A 16,999-nucleotide genomic window follows, 5' to 3' on the forward strand; every position below is an offset into this window, starting at 1 on the left:
GTCACGCAGCGGCACTAGTCAAATGCGAAGGGTCACTCGTCGTCGGGGTCGTCGAGGCGGGCCAGCCAGGTGGCGAACCGCTCGATCGGGGTCTCGAACTCCGGGTTCAGGTCCACGAAGTCGCGCAGGCGCTCGCCCAGCCACTCCAGGCTGACCTGCTCGTCGCCCCGGCGCTCGACCAGCTCCTCGATGCCACGGTCGGTGAAGTACACGGTCGTCCTCTCGTTCTACGGCAGCGGCCCGCCCCGGTGGCCGGGACGGGCCGCTGCCGGCGGTGTGTCACGGGCGGGGGAGAGCCGCCTCGATCAGCGCGTTCTGCTCGACCTCGTGCATCTTCGCCGACCCGACCGCCGGGGCGGCGGCGGACGGGCGGGAGATGCGACGCAGCCGCACCTCGGGCAGGTGCTCCAGCAGGTTGAGCGCGACGAACGACCAGCCGCCCTGGTTGGCCGGCTCCTCCTGGACCCAGGCGAAGTCCTCGGCGTTCGGGTACTGCGCGAGCGCGGCCCGCACCTCCTCCACCGGGAGCGGGTAGAGCTGCTCCATCCGGACGATCACGGTGTCGGTGACGCCCCGCTCCTGCCGGGCCTGGAACAGGTCGTAGTAGACCTTGCCCGAGCAGAGCAGCACCCGCTTCACCTGCTCCGGCGCCGGGGCGCCGGTGTCGGCCAGCACCGGCTGGAACGTGCCGGTGGTGAAGTCCTCCACCGGCGACACGCACAGCTTGTGCCGCAGCAGCGACTTCGGCGTGAACACCACGAGCGGCTTGCGCTTGGGCGACAGCGCCTGGCGGCGCAGCAGGTGGAAGTAGTTCGCCGGGGTGGTCGGGATGGCCACCCGCATGTTGTCCTCGGCGCAGAGCTGGAGGAAGCGCTCCGGGCGGCCGGAGGTGTGGTCCGGCCCCTGGCCCTCGTGGCCGTGCGGCAGCAGCAGGGTGACCGCGGAGCGCTGGCCCCACTTCACCTCGCCGGAGGAGATGAACTCGTCGATCACCGACTGGGCGCCGTTGACGAAGTCGCCGAACTGGGCCTCCCAGGCCACCAGCGCGTTGACGTTCTCCACCGAGTAGCCGTACTCGAAGCCCATCGCGGCGTACTCGGAGAGCAGCGAGTCGTGGGCGAAGAAGCGGGACCGCTCGCCGTCGGCGGTGAACGTCTTCAGCGGCAGGTAGTCGTCGCCGGTGCGGGCGTCGACGATCGAGGCGTGCCGCTGGACGAACGTGCCGCGGCGCGAGTCCTGCCCGGCGAGCCGGACGGTGACGCCGTCGTGCAGCAGCGCGCCGAACGCGATGATCTCGCCGAAGCCCCAGTCGATGTTGCCCTCGACGGACATCTTCCGACGCCGCTCCAGCAACTGCTGGATGCGCTTGTGCGGGGTGAAGCCCTCGGGCAGGTTGACGTGCGCCTCGCCGATGGCCTTGACCACGGAGGCGTCGGTGGCGGTGTCGACCTGCGGCTCCGGCTCCTCCTCGCGCTTCGGGCGGCCGAGCTGGCGCGGCGTGGTGGCCGCGTCGCGGGTGGCCTTGAAGACGCGTTCGAGCTGGGCCTGGTAGTCGCGCAGCAGCTCCTCGGCGTCCTCCACGGTGATGTCACCGCGCCCGATCAGCTCCTCGGTGTAGAGCTTGCGGACCGACCGCTTCGAGTCGATGATCTTGTACATCTGGGGGTTGGACATCGACGGGTCGTCGCCCTCGTTGTGCCCGCGCCGGCGGTAGCAGACCAGGTCGATCACGACGTCCTTGTTGAACGCCTGGCGGTATTCGAACGCGAGCCGGGCCACCCGGACGACCGCCTCCGGGTCGTCGCCGTTGACGTGGAAGATCGGCGCCTGGATCATCCGGGCCACGTCGGTGCTGTAGAGGCTGGACCGGCTGTATTCCGGGGCGGTGGTGAAGCCGACCTGGTTGTTGACCACCACGTGCACGGTGCCGCCGGTGCGGTAGCCGCGGAGCTGGGACAGGTTGAGCGTCTCGGCGACCACGCCCTGCCCGGCGAAGGCGGCGTCACCGTGCACCGCCAGCGGCAGCACGGTGTAGCCCTCCAGCTTGAGGTCGATCCGGTCCTGCTTGGCCCGGACGATGCCCTCCAGCACCGGGTCGACCGCCTCCAGGTGCGACGGGTTCGCCACCACCGACACCTTGACCGCGTGCTCGCCGTCCGGGGTGGTGAACTTGCCGTTCTGGCCGAGGTGGTACTTCACGTCGCCGGAGCCCTGCGTGGACCGCGGGTCGAGGTGCCCCTCGAACTCGGAGAAGATCTTCTCGTACGGCTTGCCGACGATGTTGGCCAGCACGTTGAGCCGGCCCCGGTGGGCCATGCCGATGACGACCTCGTCCAGCCCGGCCTCGGCGGAGGACTCCAGCACCTCGCCGAGCAGCGGGATCAGCGACTCGCCGCCCTCCAGCGAGAAGCGCTTCTGGCCGACGTACTTCGTCTGCAGGAACGTCTCGAACGCCTCGGCGGCGTTGAGGCGGTTGAGCACGTGCTTCTGCTCGTCGGAGCCGGGCTTCTCGTACTTGCGCTCGACCCGCTCCTGGATCCAGCGCCGCTCCTCCGGGTCCTGGATGTGCATGTACTCGATGCCGACCCGGCGGCAGTAGGAGTCGCGCAGCACGCCGAGGATCGAGCGCAGCTTCATCCGCTGCTGGCCGGCGAAGCCGTTGACCGGGAAGACCCGGTCCAGGTCCCACAGGGTCAGCCCGTGCTGGAGCACGTCCAGGTCGGGGTGCTTGCGGATCTCGAACTCGAGCGGGTCGGTGTCGGCCATCAGGTGACCGCGCACCCGGTACGCGTGGATCAGCTCGTGCACCCGCGCGGTCTTGTTGATCTGGCCTTCGCTGTCGACGGCCACGTCGCGCATCCAGCGCACCGGCTCGTACGGGATGCGCAGCGAGGTGAAGATCTCGTCGTAGAAGCCGCGCTCGCCGAGCATCAGCTCGTGCATGACCTTGAGGAACTCGCCGGACTGCGCGCCCTGGATGATCCGGTGGTCGTACGTGCTGGTCAGCGTGATCACCTTGCTGACCGCGTTCTCGGCCAGGGTGGCCTCGCTCATGCCCTGGTAGGGCGCCGGGTATTCCATCGCGCCGACGCCGATGATGGCGCTCTGCCCCTGCATGAGGCGCGGGATCGAGTGCACCGTGCCGATGCCGCCCGGGTTGGTCAGCGAGATGGTGGTGCCGGAGTAGTCCTCCATGGTCAGCTCGTTGCGGCGGGCGCGCCGGACCACGTCCTCGTACGCCTGCCAGAACTGCCGGAAGTCCATCTGCTCGCAGGCCTTGATGGACGGCACGACCAGGTTGCGGGAGCCGTCCGGCTTGGCCAGGTCGATGGCGATGCCCAGGTTGACGTGCTCCGGGCGGAGCATCGCCGGCTTGCCGTCGACCTCGGCGAAGGAGTTGTTCATCTCCGGGTGCTCGATCAGCGCCCGCACCATCGCGTAGCCGATGAGGTGGGTGAAGCTGACCTTGCCGCCGCGACCCCGGGCCAGGTGGTTGTTGATCACGATGCGGTTGTCGACCAGCAGCTTCGCCGGGACCGCGCGCACGCTGGTGGCGGTCGGCACGGCGAGCGAGGCGTCCATGTTCTGGACGATCTTGGCGGCCACGCCGCGCAGCGGGGTGGTGCCGGCGGCGCTCGCGGCCGGCGCCTTGGCGGCCGGCTTGGCCGGGGCCGCCTTCTTCGCCGGGGCCGCCTCGGCGGTCTTCGCCGCCGGCTTGGCGGCGGGCTTCTCGGCCGGCTTGGCCGGCGCGGCCTTGGCGGCGGGCTTCTCGGTGACCGTGGCCACCGCCTCCTGCTGCTCGGCCGGCTCAGGCTTGGCAGCCGGCGCGGCCGGCTTCTCCGGACGTGGGGTGGCGGCGCCGGGCGCCGGCCGGTAGTCGGCGAAGAAGTCGTGCCAGGCCGAGTCGACGCTCGATGGGTCGGCGAGGTAGCGCTGGTACATCTCCTCGACGATCCACTCGTTCGGGCCGAAACCCGCCAGTGGGTTCTCCTGCGATGTCTGCTGGGTCGACACGGCCGCTAATCGCCTCTTTCACGCGGTTGTGAATAGTCACGCGGTGGCCCCCACGCCCGGTTCGCCGGAGCGCAGGAGACGGATCCCAGGCTACGCCGTGCGATTGCCGCAGGCATTCTCGCCTCCGGCTGGTGGCCCGTTTCACAGAAGATGCCAGAAGTTCGGCAAACGCTGCGTGGTCCGCCGACTCCTGCTAGACGACGACGGGCCCCGCCCGGTGACACAGGGTCACCGGACGGGGCCCGGGTCGCGCGTGGCTCAGGAGATGTCGCGCCGCCGGATGGTCAGCACGCCGATCACGCCGGTCACCACCGCGTAACCGATCAGCACCGCGGCGCCCGCCCAGCGCGGCGGGTTGCCGGGGATGTCGACGCCGCTGACCATCAGCGAGGAGGCCAGCGACGGCACCAGCAGTTGCAGCTCGTTGATCCAGTCGCCGAACCGCTGCGCGAGCAGCCCGATGGCGATGGCCGCGCCGATGGTGCCGCCCAGGTAGAGCAGGATGCCGGTCACGGTCGCGCCGATCTGGCTGCGGATCAGCACGCCGAGCCCGACGCCGAGCACCGACCAGAGCAGGTACGCCAGCCCGTTGAGGGCCACCGCGCGCCACACCGCCCCGCTGTCGAGGTGCGAGCCGACGTCCGTGGCGTTCAGGATCAACGGCGCGAAGATCAGGTTGAGCACCGTGGTGGCGATCCAGAACAGCAGCGCCAACACGCCGGCCGCGACCAGCTTGGCCAGCATCACCGCGGTGCGGTGCGGCGCGGTGAGGAACGTGGTGGTCACCGTCTGGTGGAAGAACTCGCTGGTCACCACCACGATGCCGAGCAGCATCACGATGAGCAGCCCGAAGAACTGGCCGTTCGTGTAGAGGTTGGCGGCGATGCTGTCGGCGCTCGACACCGCCTGGATCTGGTCGGCCTGGTCGGCCGGCACGTCGCCCACGTTGCCGCTGGCCAGCGCGTCGGTCTGCAACCAGTTGAAGCCGAGCGCGAGCGCCCACAGCGGCAGGCTGATCAGCCCGAAGACCCACCAGGTGCTGGTGGTGCGGATCTTGAGCAGTTCGGATCGGACCAGCGTCATCGGATCTCCGCCTTTCCGGCCGTCAGCTCCAGGAAGACCCCTTCGAGGTCGGGACGTTCGGTGGTCAGCTCGTGCAGCTCGACCTTTCCGGCCAGCGCGATGCGGCCCACGGTCGGCGCGTCCACGCCGCTGACCAGCAGCGCGCCGTGCGGGTCGGCATCCACCGTGGCGGACTGCTCGCGCAGCGCCGCGGCCAGCTCGTCCGCCTGCGGGGTGCGCACCCGCACCCGGGCGCCGTGCGTCATCGAGCCCATCACCTGCTCGACCGGCCCCTGCCGGACCAGCTTGCCGGCCGCGATGATCACCACGTCGTCGGCGAGCAACTGCATCTCGGAGAGCAGGTGGCTGGAGACCAGCACCGTCCGGCCCTCGGTGGCCAGCCCCTTGAGGAAGCCCCGCATCCAGCGGATGCCCTCCGGGTCGAGGCCGTTGGCCGGCTCGTCCAGGATCAGCACCTGCGGGTTGCCGAGCATCGCGGCGGCGATCCCGAGTCGCTGCTTCATGCCCAGCGAGTAGCCCTTGAACTTGCGCTTCGCCGCCGGGGAGAGCCCGACCAGGGCGAGCGCCTCGTCGGCCCGCTCCTTCGGCAGCCCGGCCGCCGCGCAGATCACCCGCAGGTGGTTGATCCCGGTGCGGCCCTTGTGCGCGCTGGACGCCTCCAGCACCGCGCCCACCGTGCGCAGCGGGTCGGTCAGGTCGGCGTACCGGTGGCCGCCGATGGTCGCCGTGCCGGCGGTCGGCGTGACCAGGTTGAGCAACATGCGCAGCGTGGTCGTCTTACCGGCGCCGTTCGGGCCGAGGAAGCCGGTGACCCGGCCCGGCTCGACGGTGAACGACAGATTGTCGACCGCGCGGACGTTCTTGTACTGCTTGGTCAAGCCGGACACGATGATCTGGCCGGTCGCGGCACTGGGGCGTGGCTGCCCGTCGGACATCATTCTCCTCTCCTGCCCCGGCGTGCTCGACGCACGCCGGTGGGGGCGCCGTTGCGGGGGCGCCCCGCACAGCCTTCCAACCCGGCGCAAGGGGGTCAATCAGGCGCGATGCGTACGCGCCGTCCTCCTCAGGGAGGAGATCACCCGGTCGGCAGCGCGACCCAGGTGGCGCGGGCCCGGCCCAGCAGCGTGCCGTCCGGCCCGTACAGGCTGGTGTGCACCTCGGCCCGGCGCCCCTCGCCGCCCACCGCGAGGCCGGTCACCACGCACGCGTCGCCGGGCCGGGGCAGCGCGGTGACCTGCGCGGCGATCCGTCCCAGCACGTACGGCCGGCCGGCGGAGAGCACCGCCCACCCGCCCGGGCAGTCCAGCGCCGCCCAGACCGTCGCGGGCACCACCTCGGCCGGCGCGTGGAACGGCGCGGCGGTCCGCCCGTCCGGCAGCCGGCCCGGAAAGATCCGCAGGCCGTCCGGGTGGTCCGGGCCGCAGACGTAGCAGCGGGGGAACGGGTGGTCCACCAGACCGGGGTACGCCCGCGCGGCCTCCTCGGCGGTGGCCGGGTCCACCGGCGGCACCACCGCTTCGACCGGCTCGACCCGGCGTACCTCGGCGACCAGCCGGCCCTGCGGGTCGCGCACCTCGCCGTCGGCGGCGGTCAGCGGGGTGTCCAGCGGCGGCGGCCGGCGCAACGTGACCTCCACCGGCCCCCGGTCGTCGAGCAGCGCGGCGAAGATCCCGGCGCTCCAGCCGCCGTTGCCGGAGCCGTCCGGTCCGTGGAAACGGGCCTCGACCAGCACGTGCACCTCCGGGCTCGGTTCCGCCGGCGCCGTCGCCGGTGGTCGCCCGGCAGCCTCGCACACCCGCCGGCCTGGTGCCGCACGCCGCCGCCGACCGGCGTTCACCGGATCGACATCCCTCACCCCGGGCGCGGCAACCCGCGGCCCTTACACAGGACCCATGGCCGTTCTGCACGCCGCTGGCGCACCCATCACGACCAGCGGTTACACCCTGCTGATCGCCGACGACCCGACAGTGGTCGCGGCCGCGCAACGCCTGCGTCACGAGGTGTTCGCCGGGGAACTCGGCGCCACCCTCCCGCCCGGCGCCGCCGGGCTCGACACCGACGAGTTCGACGCGCACTGCGACCACCTGGTGGTGCTCCGCGAGGACACCGGCGAGGTGGTCGGCACCTACCGGCTGCTGCCCCTGGGTCGCACCGACCGGCGCTACGCCGACGGTGAGTTCGACCTGCGCCCGCTGGCCCCGCTCCGCGACGACCTGGTCGAGGCCGGCCGCTCCTGCGTGCACCCGGACCACCGCACCGGCGCCGTCATCAACCTGATGTGGGCCGGCATCTGCCGCTACCTGCACCTGCGCGGCTCGCGCTGGCTCGGCGGCTGCGCCTCGGTGCCGGTCGCCGACCGCGGTGTCGCCGCCGCCGAGGTGTGGGCGCAGGTCGCCGACCGGCACCTCGCGCCGCCGCCGCTGCGGGTCACCCCGCGCCGGCCGTGGTTCGCCGAGGCCCCGCCCGTCGATGCGGCCCCGCTCACCCCGGCCGCACGCCGGGCGCTCGTCCCGCCGCTGCTCCGCGGCTACCTGCGGCTCGGCGCCTGGGTCGCCGGCGAGCCGGCGTACGACCCGGACTTCGGCTGCGCCGACTTCTACGTGCTGTTCTCGCTGGACCGGATGAACCCGCGCCACCTGCGGCACTTCCTCGGCGAGGTGGGACCGTGACGCTGCTCGTGGACGCCGTCCGCCCGAGCCTGGCCGGCGACGGCCTGTGGCGGCCCGCCTCCGGGTGCGGGCCGGAGTGCCTGCCGCCGCCGGCCGCCCCGGACGTGTCCGCGCCGCGCCGCGTCGGCCGGCTGCTCGGCGTACTCGTAATGCTGGTGGCCGGGGTCGGCCTGGCCGTGCTGCTGCCGGTGCTGCCGGCGGCCGACCGGCGGGCCGCGCTGCGCGGCTGGGCCCGCGGCACGCTCCGCGCGCTCGGCGTGCGGCTGGTGGTCCGGGGCCGGCCGCCGCGCCGCCGCGCGCTGCTGGTCGCCAACCACGTCTCCTGGCTGGACGTCCTCGCGGTGCTCGCGGTGTCGCCGGCCCGGATGCTGGCCAAGCGGGAGGTGCGGGGCTGGCCGCTGGTGGGCGCGCTGGCCGCGGCGGCGGGCACCGTCTTCGTGGACCGGTCCCGCCCCCGTGAGCTGCCGGCCACGGTCGCCCGGGTGGCCGACGCGCTGCGCGCCGGGCACCCGGTGGCGGTGTTCCCGGAGGGGACGACCTGGTGCGGCGCGGCGCTCGGCTGCCGCCCCGGCGGTGGCTTCCGACCGGCGATGTTCGAGGCCGCGGTGGTCGCGGGCGCGCCGGTGGTGCCGCTGACCGTCGCCTACCGGTACGCGGGCGACCCGAGCACGCTGCCCGCGTTCCTCGGCGCGGAGACGCTCTGGGCGTCGGTCCGTCGGGTGCTGGCCGCCCGGGACCTGACCGTGGTGGTGACCGTGGCCGCCGCACTGCACCCCGCCGCCGACGCCGACCGCCGCCTCCTGGCCCGCACCGCCGAGTCCGCCATCCACCCCCACCCTCGCCCCCGCCCCTCGCCCCGCCACTCCACCCCGTCGATCTAGGAGTTGTGGCGCCTGGAATGCCCGCTCGGTGGGTGTATCGGAGGTGCCACAAGTCCATGATCGGCGGGGTGGGAGACGGGAACGCGATACAGGCTTGATGAGTCGCGATGTATCGCGTTAGGCTTCTCTCGTGCTCGGCGTGTCGGGACGGCGCGTCGTTCGAGGGGAGGACCCATGGGGAGCTGGACGGTGGACGGGCCCAGGCGGATCACGCTGGACGAGCCGGTCACCCGGCTGGACGTCCGGCTGGTCAGCGGCCGGCTCAACGTGGTCGGCACGGACGGCCCGGCGCGGGTCGACGTCACCCGGATCAGCCGCCGGCCGCTCGTGGTCGAGCTGCGCGACGGGCACCTCAGCATCCGGCACGAGCCGTTCCCCCGCTGGCCGGGCGTGCTGTGGTGGCTGGGCCAGCTCCGCCGCCGGTTCCGCGCCGAGGTGTCGGTCGCCGTGCCGGCCCAGGCGCTGGCCGACCTGCACCTGGTCGACGGCGCGCTGGTCGCCTCCGGGCTGCGCCGTGACACCCGGGTCGACGTCACGTCCGGCCAGGTCACCCTGATGGGGCTGCGCGGGCGCACCAGCGCCAAGGTGGTCTCCGGCCCGGTGGAGGCGCTCGGCATCGGCGGCGACCTCGACCTGGAGACGGTCTCCGGCGAGCTGATCCTGGCCGACAGCGCGCCCGAGCGGGTCCGCGCCCACGCGATCTCCGGCTCGATCACCTGCGACCTGGACAACCCGCGCGGCAGCGAGATCCGGCTCAGCGCCATCTCCGGCAGCATCACCGTCCGGGTCCGGGAGGACAGCGACCTCAGCGTCCACCTGCACACCACCTCCGGCCGGATCACCAGCGGCTTCCCGCAGATCTGCGGCGGCCAGCACGGCTTCGGCGCGGTCAAGGACAGCCACGGGGTGCTCGGCGCGGGCGCGGGTAAGCTCTGGGCGTCCGCGACGTCCGGCAGCATCGCGCTGCTGGCCCGCCCGGTCACGGACGCCGACGACCTGGAGGACCTGCCGTGACCGCCGTGTTCAGCCACGGGCGGCTCCGGCTCTACCTCCTCAAGCTCCTCGACGACGGACCGAAGCACGGCTACGAGCTGATCCGCCTGCTGGAGGAGCGCTTCCTCGGGCTCTACGCGCCCAGCGCCGGCACCATCTACCCCCGGCTGCAACGGCTGGAGGTGGAGCGGCTGGTCACCCACACCGCGGCGGGCGGGCGCAAGGTCTACGAGATCACCGAGGCCGGGCGCGCCGAGCTGCGGCAGCGCGCCGACGAGTTGAGCACGCTGGAGGCCGACATCAGCGCCTCCGTGGAGGACCTCTCCGCGCTGGCCGGCGAGATCCGCACCGAGGTCCGCGGCTCCACCCGCGACCTGAAACGGGAACTGCGCGAGGTGACCCGGCAGACCCGGCAGAGCCGCTGGACGTCGCCACCGCCCCCGACCGTCCGGCCCGCCGGCAACGGGGGCGGCGGCCGGGCTGCCGAGTCGCCGCTGCTGGCCGAGTTCGACAAGCGGCTGGCCGCGTTCACCGTCGAGGTCGGCGCGCTGGTGCGGGCCGGGCGGCTCAGCGACAACCAGCTCCGGACCGCGATCCGGCTGCTCGACGGCGCGCTCGACGGGCTGCGCCGACTGCTCCGCTGATCTCACAGCTTGTTTCCAGCTTCCGCCCAGCGCGACCGCAGCCGGAGCACGGATGATGGGAGCCATGGCGGCTACCCAGACCGAGGCCCGACTGCTCGTCGTCGAGGACGACCCGAACATCCTCGAACTGCTCTCCGCGAGCCTGCGCTTCGCGGGGTTCGACGTGGCCACCGCGACCAGCGGCAGCGCGGCGCTGCACGCCGCCAAGGACCACCGGCCCGACCTGGTCGTGCTCGACGTGATGCTGCCCGACCTCGACGGCTTCGAGGTCATCCGGATGCTCCGCGAGGGCGGCACGCGTACCCCGGTGGTGTTCCTGACCGCGCGGGACGCCACCGACGACAAGATCCGCGGGCTGACCCTCGGCGGCGACGACTACGTCACCAAGCCGTTCAGCCTGGAGGAGCTGACCGCCCGGATCCGGGCCGTGCTGCGGCGCACCGCGACCGGCGAGCAGGCCCCGTCCCGGCTCACGTTCGCCGACCTGGAGCTGGACGAGGAGACCCACGAGGTGCACCGGGCCGGCCAGCGGGTGCAGCTCTCGCCGACCGAGTTCAAGCTGCTGCGCTACCTGATGCTCAACGCCAACCGGGTGCTCAGCAAGGCGCAGATCCTCGACCACGTGTGGAACTACGACTTCCGCGGTGACGACAACATCGTCGAGTCCTACATCTCCTACCTGCGGCGCAAGGTCGACAACACCCAGCCCCGACTCATCCACACCCTGCGTGGGGTCGGCTACGTGCTGCGCAAGCCGGCGGCGTGAACCTCGTCCACGACGCGAAGGGCTGGGTACGCGGCATCCCGCTGCGGCTCAAGCTGGTCACCGCCGTGCTGGCGCTGGTGGCCGGCGCGTTGCTGGTGATCAGCGTCTCGACCGCCTACTTCCTGCACAACTACCTCGTGGACCGCATCGACGGGGAGCTGGACGACCAGCTCGACCGGGGGGTGAGCATCAGCGGGGGGACCAACAGCAGGTTCCCGACCGACTACCTCGTGGCCCAGTGGAGTCGCAACGACCAGTCCGGCTTCTCCGCGGCCGACCAGCGGCTGAGCCCCCAGGACCTGCCGGCCGGGCTGAACGACCAGAGCTGGTACGACGAGCACGCCAACGGCGAGGCGTTCACCGAGAGCGGGGCGGACAAGCGGGTCCGCTGGCGGTTGATGGTCCGGCAGGACAGCCAGGACTCGTACCGGGTGATCGGGCAGAACCTCACCGAGGTCGACCTATCCGTGCGGCAACTGCTCTGGATCGACCTGCTCGCCGGCGGGGCGGTGCTGATCATCCTGGCGTCGGTGGGCGCGGGCATCGTGCGTACCAGCCTGAAGCCGCTGGTGGAGATCGAGCGGACCGCGGCGGCCATCGCCGGCGGCGACCTGACCCGGCGGGTGCCCGACCCGGAGGAGGGGCGGGCCTGCCCGACCTCCGAGCTGGGCCGGCTCTCCCGGGCGCTGAACGCGATGCTGGCGCAGATCGAGGCCGCGTTCACCGCGCGGGCCGCCTCCGAGGCGGCGGCCCGCAGCGCCGAGACGGGCGCCCGGGACGCCGCCGCGCTGGCGCAGGCGTCCGAGGCGCGGGCCCGCCGCTCCGAGGAGCGGATGCGGCAGTTCATCGCGGACGCCTCGCACGAGCTGCGGACGCCGCTGACCACGATCCGTGGCTTCGCCGAGCTGTACCGGCAGGGCGCGGCGCGGGCCCCCGAGCAGACCGCCGACCTGCTGCGCCGCATCGAGGACGAGGCGTCCCGGATGGGGCTGCTGGTCGAGGACCTGTTGTTGTTGGCGCGGATGGACCGGGAACGGCCGATCGCGTTGGCCCCGGTGGAGCTGCCGGTGCTGGCGTCCGACGCGGTGGAGGCGGCCCGGGTGGTCGACCCGGACCGGCGGATCGAGCTGGAGCGGGAACCGGGCGCGGGCCCGCTGGTGGTGCTCGGTGACGACGCCCGGCTGCGGCAGGTGATCGGCAACCTGATGACCAACGCGCTCACCCACACCCCGTCGGACGCCGCGGTCACGCTGCGGCTGCGGGCGGAGCCGGGGAACCTGGCCGTGGTGGAGGTGGCCGACACCGGTCCGGGTCTCACCCCGGAGCAGGCCGAGCGGGTCTTCGAGCGGTTCTACCGGGTGGACGCCGCCCGGACCCGCCGGGCCGGCGGGCCGACCAGCACCGGTCTCGGCCTGGCCATCGTCGCCGCGCTGGTGGCGGCGCACCACGGCGCGGTGGAGGCGGTCCAGACGCCGGGTGGCGGGGCGACGTTCCGGGTGAAGCTGCCGCTGCTGCCGGAGGCGGGCGAGCCCGGCGAGTGACTTACAGAAAACATTCAGGCGGATTCCAGGCTGGTGACAGTGCCACGGGGAAAGCTGTAGGCATGACCGACCACGAGACCGAGCCGCAGCGGTCGCCGGCACCCGCCGACGCCGAGCCGTCGCACCACACCGCCGAGCTGCCCCGCGTCCAGAGCGGGACATCGGACTCCACCCCGGCCGCCGGGCCGGTTCCGGCCGACTCCCCGGCCGCCGGAACCACCGCCCCCGCCGAGAACCCGACCCACCCGTACGCGCCCGCGTCCGGCGCGCCGGCCGGCCCGTACGGCCCGCCGGCCGCGACCCCGGCCAGCCCGTACGCCCCGCAGTACCCGACCGCCGGGCAGCAGCCGCACCCGTGGTACGGGCAGCAGCAGCACGGCGGCTGGGCCCAGCAGGGCGGCACCGGCTACCCGCAGCAGCCCGGCGGACCGGTGCCGACCTACCAGGCGCAGCCCGGGCACCAGCCCTACCAGCAGCACCAGCAGCACCAGGCCGGGCAGCCGGTCCCGCCGTGGGGCCAGCCCCAGCCGGCGCGGCCGAGCCGGGCCGGCAAGTTCGTCGGCGCGGGCGCGCTGGCGCTGGCCCTGATGCTCGGCTCCGGCGTGGCCGGTGGCGCGCTGGCGCTGGCCCTCGACGAGGGCGGCGGGGTCACCCGCACCTTCTCGGCCGCCCCGGTGATCAACAGCGCCGACCTGCCCAAGATCGCGGCTTCCGTCCAGGACAGCATCGTCACGATCATGACGGACAGCGGTGAGGGCTCCGGGGTGATCCTCAGCGCCGACGGGTTCGTGCTGACCAACAACCACGTGGTCGCCTCCGCCAGCGGCGACACGGTGAAGGTGGTCTTCGCCGACGGCAAGACCGCCTCCGCGAAGATCGTCGGGACCGACCCGAAGACCGACCTCGCGGTGGTCCGGGCCAGCGGCGTGAGCGACCTCAAGCCGGCGAAGTTCGGCGACAGCGACGGCATGCAGGTCGGCGACCAGGTGCTCGCGCTGGGCAGCCCGCTCGGCCTGCAGGGCTCGGTGACCGCCGGCATCCTCAGCGCCCGCGACCGCACCATCTCCGCCGGTGAGGGCGGTCAGCAGCAGCAGAGCCCGCAGGGCGCCAGCTCGATCTCCGGCCTGCTGCAGACCGACGCCCCGATCAACCCGGGCAACTCCGGCGGCGCGCTGGTCAACACCCGGGGCGAGGTGATCGGCATCAACACCGCGATCGCCACCGCCGGGCAGGGCAGCAACGGCAACATCGGGGTCGGCTTCGCCATCCCGAGCAACAAGGCCAAGGACGTGGCGGAGAAGCTCCAGCGCGGCGAGAAGATCAGCCACCCGTCGCTCGGGGTCAGCGTGAACGCGGCCGAGGACGGCGGCGCGCTGGTCGCCGCGGTCACCCCGGGTAGCGCCGCCGAGAAGGCCGGCATCCAGCGAGGCGACGTGATCACCAAGTTCGGCGACAAGGCGATCAACGACTCCAACGATCTGGTCGGCGCCGTGCAGGCCGGCAAGGTCGGCGACCGGGTCGAGATCCAGTTCAAGCGAAACGGATCCGACGAGAAGGCAACCGTGACGCTCTCCGAGACGTCATAGTCCTCAAGACCTGCCTCCCTCCCGGGCGGCGGGCGACGGAGCCAAGGGGGTTGGCTCCGCCGCCCGCCGCCCCTCTTCGTCCCTGACCGCACCGCCGTTTACCGCGGGCCGCCTCGGGAACCCGTCGCCGATCGGGTACGCCGGGGGACCAGCGGGGAGGGACTCGTGGCCGTGAACCAGCCGCCGCCGGAGCACGTGCGAGCCGGGCCCCTCCGGATCGCGATGGTGGTCCCGCCGTGGCTGTCCGTGCCGCCGCCCGGCTACGGCGGCCTGGAGACCCTGGTGGCCGGGCTGGTCGACGCGCTGATCGACCGCGGCCACGCGGTGACGCTGTTCGGCGCCGGCACCGAGCACGGCACCGCCGCCGAGTTCGTCTCCACCTGCGCCGAGCTGCAGTACGACCGGATGGGCGAGTCGCTGCCCGAACTGGCCCACCTGGCCCACGTGGACCGGCTGGTCGACCCGGCGGACTTCGACCTGGTGCACGACCACAGCACCATCGGCCCGCTGGTGGCCGGCCGGCGTCGGGTGCCCACCGTGGCCACGGTGCACGGCAACCCGGTCGGCGAGTACGGCACCGTGCTCAGCAACACCGACCGAGGGGTCGGCCTGATCGCGATCTCGCACGCCCAGCGCCGGGCCAACCCCGGGCTGCCGTGGGTCGGCACGGTGCACAACGCGATGCCGCTGCGGGACTTCCCGCGCAAGCGGGCACCGGGCACCGGCCCGGTGCTCTGGCTGGCCCGGTTCAGCCCGGACAAGGGCCCCGACGTGGCGATCCGGGCCTGCCGCGCGGCCGGGCTGCCGCTCACCCTGGCGGGCAAGTGCCACGAGCCGGCCGAGCGCCGTTATCTCGAACAGGTGGTGGAGCCGCTGCTGGGCGACGACGTCAACCTGGTGGTGAACGCGGACCGCGACACCGTGCTGCGGCTGCTGCTCGACGCCCGCTGCCTGGTCATGCCGATCCAGTGGGCGGAGCCGTTCGGCATGGTGATGGTGGAGGCCATGGCGACCGGCACACCGGTGGTGGCGCTGCGCCGCGGGGCGGTGCCCGAACTGGTCCGTCCCGGGATCACCGGACTGGTCTGCGACCACGCCGACGAGTTGCCGGCGGCGTTGCGCGCGGCGGCCGACCTGGACCCGGCGGACTGCGTCGCGCACGTGGCGGAGAACTTCTCGGTGGAGCGGATGGCCGCCGACCACGAGGCGGTCTACCGGGAGTTCCTGGCCGGCCGGGCGACGGCGGACGGTCCCCGGGCGGCCGTCCCGCTCGCCGGTTGACCGGCGTCAGGCGCGCCCGGCGACCAGCGCCGCCGCGGCGGCGTCGAGCTGTCGCGCGTACCCGGGGGTGATGCTGCCCTCGCGCCGACGCTCGACGATCTTGCCGCGGAGCCGGTCCACGGCGGCGGTCACCGCCCCCTCGTCGGGCGCGGCCACCGCGTTGCGCAGCAGGTTGCGCAGGTCCACCCCGACGTCCTCACGGATCGCGCCCTCCGCCAGCCCCGCCGCGATCAGGCCGTCCACCCGCTCGGCCGCGTCGGCGGGTTCGCCGGCCGACGCGGTCGGCGCGGCGGCGGTGGGTCCGCCGGTCGGCACGGCCGGCGCGGCGCCGGTCGGCTCCCCGGTCGGGGACGACGCCTCGGTGGGCGCCTCCACCGGCCCGGCGGTGGGCAGCACCCGCGGGTGGGTCGTCCGGTCCGGGGTCAGCGCCGGCACCAGCAGCGCGGCGGCGGCGACCAGCGCCACGCCGGCACCGGCCAGCACCAGTGCCCGTCGCCGCGCCGGCGTGGCCGTCGCCGGTCGGGCCGGCGCGGACGTCAGCGTGGGCAACGTCATCGTCGGCGCCAGCATGGTGGTCGCCTGCGGGTCGGCGGGCAGCAACTGGTCGCGCAGCACCGCCGCCACCCGGTGCGCGCTGGGCCGCTGTCGCGGGTCGCGGGCCAGGCAGCGCAGGCAGACGTCCGCGACCGGCCGGGGCAGCCCGGGTACGCCGTCCAGCGTGGGTGGCGGGCTCTCCGCCAGCGCGGCGCTGAGCTGCTCCCAGGTGTCCGCCGGGTACGGCGGCTGGCCGGTCAGCGTCTCGAAGAGCAGCACGCCCAGCGAGTAGACGTCGGTGGCCGGCTGGGCCGGCGCGCCGTCAAGCCGCTCCGGCGCCACGTACGCCGGGGTGCCGAACGTGCCGCCGTCCTCGTCCTCGTCCGGCGCGCCGACCCGGGTGGCGATGCCGAAGTCGAGCACCTTCGCCCCGATCGCCGTCATCATCACGTTGGAGGGGGTGACGTCCCGGTGCACGATGCCGAGCCGGTGCGCCGCGGCCAGCGCCTCGGCCACCTGGGCGCCCGTCTCCACCGCCGCCGGCCAGGGCAGCGGGCCCTCGGTCAGCCGGTGCTCCAGCTCCTCGCCGCTGAGCAGCTCCATCACCACGAACGAGGTGATCGAGCCGTCCGGGGCCACCGTCTCGCCGTAGTCGTGCACGGCGGTCACGTGCGGGTGGTCGAGCTGGGCGGCCGAGCGGGCCTCCTCGCGGACCATGTCGCGGAACCGGGCGTCGGCGGCGAGCGACGGGGCGAGGACCTTCACCGCCACCACCCGGTCGAGCACCTCGTCGCGGGCCCGCCAGATCACCGACATGCCGCCGGCGCCGATCCGGTCGATGAGCCGGTACCGCCGGGCCAGCAGGCGGCCGGCCTGGAGTGTCGCCATCACCTCGCACCTGCCCTGGGCTCGGGAGCGCTACCAGGTTGCGGGAATGTGTCCGGCCTGTCAACGGGCGTCGATCCGCGGTGTCGCTGCGCGCCGCCGCGATGGCACCGCGTGACCGG

General features: G+C 73.4%; 14 protein-coding genes. 8 read left to right on the forward strand and 6 right to left on the reverse strand.

The annotated features are described in order from the left end of the window. Nucleotides 1-32 precede the first annotated feature (32 nt). From H1D33_RS29455 to H1D33_RS29475, 5 genes are all read right to left on the reverse strand, one after another. Nucleotides 33-212 carry a DUF6104 family protein gene (locus tag H1D33_RS29455; protein WP_181570103.1) on the reverse strand — a complete coding sequence of 60 codons (180 nt, stop codon included), beginning with the start codon at nucleotides 210-212 and terminating at the stop codon, nucleotides 33-35. A gap of 67 nt (nucleotides 213-279) precedes the next feature. Beyond that, complete coding sequence (locus H1D33_RS29460) at nucleotides 280-4,014, reverse strand: multifunctional oxoglutarate decarboxylase/oxoglutarate dehydrogenase thiamine pyrophosphate-binding subunit/dihydrolipoyllysine-residue succinyltransferase subunit (RefSeq protein ID WP_181570102.1); 3,735 nt, start codon at nucleotides 4,012-4,014, stop codon at nucleotides 280-282. Nucleotides 4,015-4,272: 258 nt separating this feature from the next. Further along, entirely contained in the window at nucleotides 4,273-5,097 is an 825-nt protein-coding gene (locus H1D33_RS29465; RefSeq protein WP_181570101.1) for an ABC transporter permease, read from the reverse strand. Continuing rightward, on the reverse strand, nucleotides 5,094-6,035 hold the full coding sequence (locus H1D33_RS29470; RefSeq protein ID WP_414685462.1) for an ABC transporter ATP-binding protein: 942 nt from the start codon (nucleotides 6,033-6,035) through the stop codon (nucleotides 5,094-5,096). Before H1D33_RS29470 ends, H1D33_RS29465 begins: the two co-directional genes overlap by 4 nt. 137 nt (nucleotides 6,036-6,172) lie before the next feature. Beyond that, nucleotides 6,173-6,829 (reverse strand): hotdog family protein, encoded by a 657-nt coding sequence (locus H1D33_RS29475; RefSeq protein ID WP_181570099.1) that lies wholly within the window; start codon nucleotides 6,827-6,829, stop codon nucleotides 6,173-6,175. Nucleotides 6,830-6,989: 160 nt separating this feature from the next. Between H1D33_RS29475 and H1D33_RS29480 the strand changes: the two genes are divergently transcribed. The 8 genes from H1D33_RS29480 (at nucleotide 6,990) to H1D33_RS29515 (ending at nucleotide 15,458) form a co-directional block, all read left to right on the forward strand. Further along, on the forward strand, nucleotides 6,990-7,766 hold the full coding sequence (locus tag H1D33_RS29480) for a GNAT family N-acetyltransferase (protein ID WP_181570098.1): 777 nt from the start codon (nucleotides 6,990-6,992) through the stop codon (nucleotides 7,764-7,766). Beyond that, the gene (locus tag H1D33_RS29485; RefSeq protein ID WP_307755280.1) at nucleotides 7,763-8,647 is read left to right on the forward strand and encodes a lysophospholipid acyltransferase family protein; all 885 of its coding nucleotides are present in this window, start codon (nucleotides 7,763-7,765) and stop codon (nucleotides 8,645-8,647) included. Before H1D33_RS29480 ends, H1D33_RS29485 begins: the two co-directional genes overlap by 4 nt. A gap of 174 nt (nucleotides 8,648-8,821) precedes the next feature. After that, nucleotides 8,822-9,661 (forward strand): DUF4097 family beta strand repeat-containing protein, encoded by an 840-nt coding sequence (locus tag H1D33_RS29490; protein WP_181570097.1) that lies wholly within the window; start codon nucleotides 8,822-8,824, stop codon nucleotides 9,659-9,661. Continuing rightward, nucleotides 9,658-10,284, forward strand: a complete 627-nt coding sequence (locus H1D33_RS29495; protein ID WP_181570096.1) for a PadR family transcriptional regulator — start codon at nucleotides 9,658-9,660, stop codon at nucleotides 10,282-10,284. The genes H1D33_RS29490 and H1D33_RS29495 overlap by 4 nt, the downstream gene beginning before the upstream one ends. Before the next feature lie 64 nt (nucleotides 10,285-10,348). Continuing rightward, a complete protein-coding gene (locus tag H1D33_RS29500) occupies nucleotides 10,349-11,050 on the forward strand; it encodes a response regulator transcription factor (protein ID WP_091068807.1) in 702 nt (233 codons plus the stop codon). After that, on the forward strand, nucleotides 11,047-12,591 hold the full coding sequence (locus H1D33_RS29505; protein ID WP_181570095.1) for a sensor histidine kinase: 1,545 nt from the start codon (nucleotides 11,047-11,049) through the stop codon (nucleotides 12,589-12,591). The genes H1D33_RS29500 and H1D33_RS29505 overlap by 4 nt, the downstream gene beginning before the upstream one ends. Nucleotides 12,592-12,653: 62 nt before the next feature. After that, nucleotides 12,654-14,177, forward strand: coding sequence for a S1C family serine protease (locus tag H1D33_RS29510; protein ID WP_181570094.1), 1,524 nt, complete (start codon nucleotides 12,654-12,656; stop codon nucleotides 14,175-14,177). Nucleotides 14,178-14,399: 222 nt separating this feature from the next. Continuing rightward, nucleotides 14,400-15,458, forward strand: a complete 1,059-nt coding sequence (locus tag H1D33_RS29515; RefSeq protein ID WP_414685559.1) for a glycosyltransferase family 4 protein — start codon at nucleotides 14,400-14,402, stop codon at nucleotides 15,456-15,458. Nucleotides 15,459-15,464: 6 nt separating this feature from the next. Here the strand turns inward: H1D33_RS29515 and H1D33_RS29520 are convergent, their stop codons facing one another. Then, entirely contained in the window at nucleotides 15,465-16,880 is a 1,416-nt protein-coding gene (locus tag H1D33_RS29520) for a serine/threonine-protein kinase (protein WP_181570092.1), read from the reverse strand. Nucleotides 16,881-16,999 lie beyond the last annotated feature (119 nt).

It is taken from the genome of Micromonospora ferruginea (genome assembly GCF_013694245.2).
Classification (GTDB): Bacteria; Actinomycetota; Actinomycetes; order Mycobacteriales; family Micromonosporaceae; genus Micromonospora; species Micromonospora robiginosa.